This is a genomic window from Hyella patelloides LEGE 07179 (assembly GCF_900659865.1).
Taxonomy (GTDB): Bacteria; Cyanobacteriota; Cyanobacteriia; order Cyanobacteriales; family Xenococcaceae; genus Hyella; species Hyella patelloides.
In genome coordinates, this window is sequence record NZ_LR214378.1 from 1 (window position 1) to 7095 (window position 7095).

7 protein-coding genes are annotated in these 7095 nt (G+C 40.9%); 3 read left to right on the forward strand and 4 right to left on the reverse strand.

The annotated features are described in order from the left end of the window. Positions 1–95: 95 nt before the first annotated feature. The 3 genes from H1P_RS34705 to H1P_RS34715 all read right to left on the reverse strand — a co-directional run bounded on the left by H1P_RS34705 (position 96) and on the right by H1P_RS34715 (position 2684). Positions 96–671, reverse strand: a complete 576-nt coding sequence (locus H1P_RS34705; protein ID WP_144876229.1) for a hypothetical protein — start codon at positions 669–671, stop codon at positions 96–98. A 191-nt stretch (positions 672–862) separates the two neighbouring features. Next, positions 863–1894: a ParB/RepB/Spo0J family partition protein gene (locus H1P_RS39165; protein WP_144876231.1), complete on the reverse strand. Its 1032-nt coding sequence runs from the start codon at positions 1892–1894 to the stop codon at positions 863–865. A gap of 22 nt (positions 1895–1916) precedes the next feature. After that, the gene (locus tag H1P_RS34715) at positions 1917–2684 is read right to left on the reverse strand and encodes a ParA family protein (RefSeq protein ID WP_144876233.1); all 768 of its coding nucleotides are present in this window, start codon (positions 2682–2684) and stop codon (positions 1917–1919) included. Between the two features lie 248 nt (positions 2685–2932). Here H1P_RS34715 and H1P_RS34720 point away from each other — a divergent pair, with 248 nt between their 5' ends. The 3 genes from H1P_RS34720 (at position 2933) to H1P_RS34730 (ending at position 6597) form a co-directional block, all read left to right on the forward strand. After that, positions 2933–3181, forward strand: coding sequence for a hypothetical protein (locus H1P_RS34720; protein ID WP_144876235.1), 249 nt, complete (start codon positions 2933–2935; stop codon positions 3179–3181). A 473-nt stretch (positions 3182–3654) separates the two neighbouring features. After that, positions 3655–4713, forward strand: coding sequence for an AAA family ATPase (locus tag H1P_RS34725; protein ID WP_144876237.1), 1059 nt, complete (start codon positions 3655–3657; stop codon positions 4711–4713). Positions 4714–4815: 102 nt separating this feature from the next. Beyond that, entirely contained in the window at positions 4816–6597 is a 1782-nt protein-coding gene (locus tag H1P_RS34730; RefSeq protein ID WP_144876239.1) for a vWA domain-containing protein, read from the forward strand. A 128-nt stretch (positions 6598–6725) separates the two neighbouring features. On the opposite strand, the gene H1P_RS34735 is transcribed toward H1P_RS34730, so the two are convergent. Continuing rightward, on the reverse strand, positions 6726–6980 hold the full coding sequence (locus H1P_RS34735; protein WP_144876241.1) for a hypothetical protein: 255 nt from the start codon (positions 6978–6980) through the stop codon (positions 6726–6728). Positions 6981–7095: the final 115 nt, after the last annotated feature.

Here is a 7095-nt window from a genome sequence, read left to right on the forward strand (position 1 = left end):
TCAAAGCATGGTGGCATCGCTGATAGGGTTGTTTCTTTCATTCTGGATTGGCAGAAGTTTAATCAAGTACAAGTATCACTATACCAGGCTTATAGCTATTTTTTCTTGTTTCTTTCCGAAAGTCCAGTTAAGGGTAGTGAAGAAAATGGTAGTTCGATTAACTCTAGAAAATCTTGCAAAGTCGAAAAAGGATGTTTTAAGGTAGTCTCTAAAAAAACTTTCAATCCTTCTTTTGTCACGAGGTTTTCTACTTCTTCTTCATCCAGTCGCGCTAACTCCATTAAATTGGGAATAACAGGCTGAAAATCATATTCGGTTAAATCCCATCCCCGACTGCGAAACCTGCCAAGAAAAATCGAGGATACGTCAATGGTAAAAAGGGGACGAAACTGTCTTTGTTTTTTGGAAACCTTATAAATTTGGGGAAATGCCAGGGCTATTTTGAGAGCTTGTGGTTTCTTTTGGGTCTTCTTGTCAAAATATTCCTCTTTTAATTCTTGAAACTTTGATTTTGATAGCACTAAATTATCTCCTATCAAAGAAACTCCTTTATCCCAAATATTTTGTCCCTGTGGAGTGACGGCATCAACACTAGCATTACTCAAATCTTCCAAGTAAATATAATCTATCCATGCTGACAGCAGCTTTTTTATTAAAGCCTTCTCTGACATATCCGTATGACTCCATTATTTGATTAAACTCTAAAATTATTCACTCAAGACCACAGTTGTTATTTATAGAACATCTATTCTTTTCTGGAGTAGTAGCAGTTTATGTTTGACACTCTTATTAAAGAATTTTGGATTGTAAATTATGCGATTAAACAAACTTCTTATCTAAAAAAAAGAAACTAATATTCAAATCATTCTTTATTTGTTTGACCGATTAAAGCTTCAAGTTTGTTCAGCAGAGTTTCAAGCTGTCTGCGCTTTTTCTTATCTTCCCAAATACGAGTTTTCTTAACCTGTTGATAGGCAGCTTTGAGACGCTCTGGTATTTCTTGAGATTGAGATGGTGAAGTAGGTTGTAATTCTTTAATTCTTTCCTTAATTTGACTGAGGGAAAGCTGCTTTTCAATTGCTTCAGCAAGTAAAGTGACTCTTGATGCTTCTTCTTTTAGAGAGGCGATTGCTTTGGCTTTGGTATAAGCAATTTTTCCCTCCCGTAAAGCGAGCTTAATATCTTCGGGAAGATTTAATAAAGGCAATCTATTCTTAACAAACGATTCCCAATTCATTAATCCCAAGCCATTAAAGACTTCTTCAACAATCGATAGTTCTTCATCATTGATGTTTGACTGAGGAGATTCGGAGTTTCCCATAACGTTATGGGAAGACTCTTTTTCATCATCAAATGATTCAATTATTGGCTCACCCGATAGTGAGTTATCTCGATTTTTTAGACCTTTTTGCAGCCGATAGAGAGTGAGCGGAACTTCTTCAAGCTCGCTCTTGAATTTAATCGCTAACAATTGGAGAATACCTTCAGTTTCTTCAAGAGGATTTAGGTCTTCTCTTTGGAGATTCTCAATTAAAGAAATTGCGATCGCCGATTCATCATCGAGTTCTTTGATTACCACTGGCACTGACGACAATTGTGCTTCTGTTGCAGCGCGGTAACGTCTTTCTCCCGCTACTAATTCGTATCCTCCTTGGGTCAGAGGACGTACTAATAAAGGTTGCAAGATACCGTGTAGTTTAATCGAGGCTACTAGCTCCTGTAAGGCGGTCGGGTCAAAATAACGTCTGGGCTGCTCTTTTGGGCGATGAATATCAGACAGCTTAACTAATAAAGAATCAGCCCTTACAAGATGGGATTCAGTTTCGGATAACCAACTTGGGGTCGGAGTGGTAATTTTACCGCCAAAGGTTTTATTGCTTTTGCGAGGACTCATAGTTGTTAAGGAAAAAATAAAATTATAAAGACACTAATGATTCGGCTATTTTCTCTAGTAGGGGAACGGCGGGATGTTTGGAAGCATAAACAGCTAATGGCTCGCGTTCTTCCGAAGCATCCACAAAAGCCGTAGCACGAGGAATGGGAGGAAAAATTTGACCCCAAGAACTGAGTTGTTCTTGAATTGCACCCAAAGTACGCACATCAGCCGAATTACTTTTGGCATAGCGAGTGGGAACAAACCCAGCTATTTGTAATTTTTTGTTAGCTTTTTTGACAGAATTGAGAGTTTGTAAAAGTTCGTCAGTTCCTTCAAAAGCTTTAATATGAGTTTCGATAGGAACGAGAACGTGGGTAGCTGCGACAAGACTGACAAAAGAAAGCAAGCCCAAACTAGGGGGACAATCGATCAGAATAAAGTCGTATTCAGAAAGCAGGGGTTCGAGAGCTTCTTTGAGACGAAAATCCCGCAGGGGCGCGTTGACCAATTGCATTTCAGCACCAGAAAGAACGCGGTTAGCTGGGGCTAAGTCCATGCCATGAATATCTTCGTGAATGGGTAGGGGAAGTTCTTCGATAATGGCATCGGCAATGGTAGAGTCTAATTCTTTGGGAATTAAACCCATAAATTTAGTTAAAGAGGCTTGGGGGTCAATATCCACTAGCAATACTCGATGAGTAAGTTGTGCCAGATGATAGCCCAAATTCATAGTTAGGGTACTTTTGGCAACCCCTCCAGCCTGATTGAATAAAGCAATAATTCGACAGGGATTAGAGTTAGTAGACACGGGTTAAATAGTCCTGAATTACGGCGAATCTGCATATTGCTGCTTTTGGTAAACCGCAAGAAGAGTCTGCGATCATAGTTATGTTTTTGATCTCTTCTTTAGGTTAATACCAACCTGTTATTTTCTATCTCAAAAATAATTAATTTTCTAGATTCTTTTCTCTTTAATAATTAAAATACAGATGTATCGGCAACAAAAATCACTCTGGTAAAAGATTATTTAACATAACTTTATTTGAAGTCAGGAAAATGAGCGAAAATCAAAAATGGAATCTTAAAAATGAGGGAAGAGAATGGTCGAGAGAAGAAGTTGAAGAAAAATATTTCAAGCTTTGTCCTGAAAAAATCGAGTTAATAGAAGGAAAACTGTTTTGGAATGATGAGGAAAGATTAGCTATGTTGGCTATGCTTCTAGAAAATGTGGGTGCTGATAAGGCAGTTCGCTTAGGAGATAAAGAAGTGTGGAAAGCTGCTATAGCTAAGTTGGAGGAACAATGAAAATAAAGAGCTGAAAATTTGTCATTATTTTGTAGTATTATTATAATTACAAGAAAAACAAACAATTTTGCTTATGGCATCTCTAAGAATAGAGATTACACTGCCCAAATCTTTCCTGCAAGAAATAAACAACTGACAATAAACATTCGCGAAACCAGAAGTGGTTTGATTCGGGCTGATTTGAGAGAATATATCAATCGCAAAGAGCAAGAGTCAGAGATTATCTGATGCCCTGTGGGTACTCCACCACGTCCATTATTAACGCAAGTGCATGTCTTCCGAGGTCTCCTCGGAAGCTTGTATTGCACGCCTGAATTTACTTCAGGTGACGCGGATTCACATCGTTGGTCAATGTTGCAGCATTAAATGAAGTTCATAGTTTGTAGGCATTTCCTTCCCGATGCAAAATATTTGCCAAACCTTGCGTGCCGATATCTGGCTTCTCGCGCTCCGCAAAAATATCGCTCTAATATATGAACCCAAACATTACGGTAACTCAAAAGCAACTATCGGAATTTTTGTTAAATGTCGCCCTAGTCCGTCCCGTATTTATCTGGGGCGCACCTGGAATTGGTAAGTCTTCTTTAGTAGAAAATTTTGCTCTGGAATTAGATCTCCCTTGTGTTTCTCTATTAGGCAGTCAACTCGCACCTGAAGACCTCATCGGCGTACCCCAAATAAAGGACGGCACGAGTTCTTTTTGTCCCCCCAAAATGATTGCTAAAGAAAAACCCTACTGCTTATTTTTGGATGAGTTGAATGCTTGTTCTCATGAGGTGCAAAAAGCTTTTTATAGTTTGATTAACGATCGTCGAATTGGTGAATATCATTTACCCGAAGGTTCGATTATTATCGGTGCTGGCAATCGCGCCCAAGATAATGCGATAGTTAAACCGATGTCATCGGCGTTAATCAATCGCATGGTACACGTTCATCTCAAGGTATCCCACCGCGATTGGCTGGAGTGGGCGCGTCATCATAATATTCATCCTTGGGTACTCGAATACATTCAAACTCGACCCGACCATCTCTGGAGTCAGCCACCAAAAACCGAAGAACCTTTTTCCACCCCCAGGTCTTGGCATATGCTCAGTGATGCCCTACATGAATACGGAACAGACCTCAATCCCCAATGGACGGAAATTTTAGCTAACGGTTGTTTAACTCCTCACCATGCCACTCAGTTTAAAGGATTTATCAAACAAATTAACAGCCAGTACCAGCTTAAAAGCATTATCAAAGGTGAAACTAGCTGGCCGAGCCAACCCGAAGACCGCGATGTTTTATATTTTTTAGCCCAATCTTTTCGCAGTCAACTTATCAAAGAGCTACCTCCAGAGAAAAAACAACTCAGTAGTAGCCATCAAGAGTTAGCTCACCGTGCCAAGGCTTTATTAAAGGATTTAGCAGCTTTGAGTTGGGAAATCGCTCAGATGGTAGTCGCCGAACAAGATAAAGGTTCGACTTTGCCGAGTTGGTTGATGGTGGAAATTGTCCGCGATCTACCCCGTTTAGTTCAGAAGAAAAAATAAGTAGTCGCGCAATGCCTTAATTGGATAGTTGGGAGAGGTAAGAGGCAAGAGGCAATAGAGATAAAAGAAGTGTGTAATTAATTATGCTTAGGCACTTAACCAATGGCAAGAAAGAAAAGCAGAAAATCGCAAATAGACCCAGCTACTAAAAATTTCAATCGAGGAGTAGAAACATTGCACCGACATCCAATGTTGGCTCCCTTGCTCTACCACGCTAGTTTGATTCGCCGTCAGAAAAATTTGTGTCCAGAGAAAGCTTGGACGGTAGTTACTAATAACGGGGATATTCATTGCCATCCCACTCGTCGAGGTTCGCCAGAAGAGTGGACTTATGTTTTGGCTCATTGCTTGTTACATCTAGGATTCGAGCATTTTCAGACAAAATCTCATCCCTTAACCTGGAATGCTGCTTGCGATCGCACGATCTATAAATTTCTTGCCGACCTCAAACTAGGAAAAGCTCCCGAAGAATATTTAATAGCAAGTTGCGCGATCGCTCGCGATGAAGAGAGTTGGTATCGTGAACTATCCGAAAAAGGAGTAGCATCCGATTATCACTCAGATATGGTTTTCGAGCCAGAAAGACCCCGTTATTGGCACAATAATTTTAGCTGGTCGGCTTGTTTGGGCAAGGGCTTAACCGATGCAGTCACCAGTGCGGTTGATGTAGCTGGAGGGCGTTCGGCTTATTTGGGGGATACTTCCAGTCTGGATACTACAGCAAGTAGAGCTAAAGCCTGGTTTATTAGTTCTTATCCCCTTTTAGGGGCATTAGCCAGCAATTTTAAAATCGTAGAAGACCCTTTAATTTGTCAGCGTCTCGACATTTCGGTAGCAGCCGTAGATACTCAAAGTCAGGAAATTTTTATCAATCCTGCTGCGGGTTTGGACGAGTATCAGGCTCGTTTTGTCATGGCTCACGAACTGCTTCATGTAGGTCTGAGACACGATATCAGGCGTGAAGGTCGAGATTATTACTATTGGAATGTTGCCTGTGATTATGTAATCAATAGTTGGCTGGTAGAAATGGGTATTGGCGAACTGCCAAGCATGGGAGTTTTATATGATCGCGATTTAAAAGGTTTATCTGCCGAAGCAATTTACGACCGCATCGTTACCGATCTGCGTCGCTATCGCAAGCTGGCTACCCTCAAAGGAATCGGTCAATGCGATATTTTAGAACGGGGCGTACCTAAATGGTGGAACTCTGCTGAAGGAACGGACTTAGATGAGTTTTATCGTCGCTGTCTGGCTCAAGGTTTGGTTTACCATCAGGAATCAGAACGGGGTTATTTGCCCGCAGGTCTGATCGAAGAAATTAGAGCCTTATCTCAACCGCCAATTCCCTGGGATGTGGAACTCGCCAAGTGGTTCGACAATCATTTTGCCCCTCTAGTTCGGGTTCGCTCCTATGCCCGTCCTTCTCGCCGTCAGGCTGCTACTCCCGATATTCCCCGCCCTCGCTATGTGAGCGATGCTACTGCCGAAGAGGGTCGTACTTTTGGGGTGGTTTTAGATACTTCTGGTTCGATGGCTCGCGAGTTGTTGGGTAAAGCCCTAGGGGCGATCGCTTCCTATAGTGTGGCTCGCGATGTTCCTTGGGTGCGGGTAATATTTTGCGACGCTGTTGCTTATGATGCGGGCTATCTCGCTCCCGAAGACATAGCGAATAAAGTTCAGGTAAAAGGCAGAGGCGGTACTGTCCTGCAACCAGGAATTAACCTGCTCGAACGAGCGGAGAATTTTCCCTCATCTGCACCGTTATTGATTATTACCGATGGCTATTGCGATCGCTTATTAATTCGGCGCGAACACGCTTTTTTATTGCCGACGGGTTCTAGTCTCCCATTTGTTCCTAAAGGAGAGGTTTTTAGAATTAAATAAAACTGGCAAAGTAGCGATCTTGTTAATAAATTGATGGCGATCGCTTTGATTTAACTATTTTCGTTTTTTCTCCCGTAACTCGTAACTTAATTGCTTTGCTAAATTATACTCTTATATCAGAGTAAAATTTAGATCTTATTTCTTTCTAAATAGAGATAAAGAATGTCTTGAGGCATAGTCTTAATTAGCAGTCTAATCGAATCGACATAAAATAGGGTTGATTCCAGGTCTTTTGGCATTTTTTCAAACCGAGAACCCCATTTATCAACCGTATTAGTTGGTTTCTTTAAAACAGCACTAAGTAGCCTGACACATTTAGCCCTATATCCCCAAACTTTCTTCGCTTTCTCTTTTTCCTGGTTGGTTAATTTGGCGTTGTTCAAACGAGGGTTACACTTTGAGGAAAAATCCCTCATTTAAATAGAACATATATTCTCAAATATGGGACTAGTACAAAGAAATAGGGAATATGGTTAAATTAGGGATAATAAGCCTAAT

Excerpts from the sequence above, each read along its gene's own strand:
- H1P_RS34705 (WP_144876229.1), bottom strand. The coding sequence starts at position 671 with ATGTCAGAGAAGGCTTTAATAAAAAAGCTGCTGTCAGCATGGATAGAT.
- H1P_RS39165 (WP_144876231.1), bottom strand. The coding sequence starts at position 1,894 with ATGAGTCCTCGCAAAAGCAATAAAACCTTTGGCGGTAAAATTACCACT.
- H1P_RS34720 (WP_144876235.1), top strand. The coding sequence starts at position 2,933 with ATGAGCGAAAATCAAAAATGGAATCTTAAAAATGAGGGAAGAGAATGG.
- H1P_RS34725 (WP_144876237.1), top strand. The coding sequence starts at position 3,655 with ATGAACCCAAACATTACGGTAACTCAAAAGCAACTATCGGAATTTTTG.
- H1P_RS34730 (WP_144876239.1), top strand. The coding sequence starts at position 4,816 with ATGGCAAGAAAGAAAAGCAGAAAATCGCAAATAGACCCAGCTACTAAA.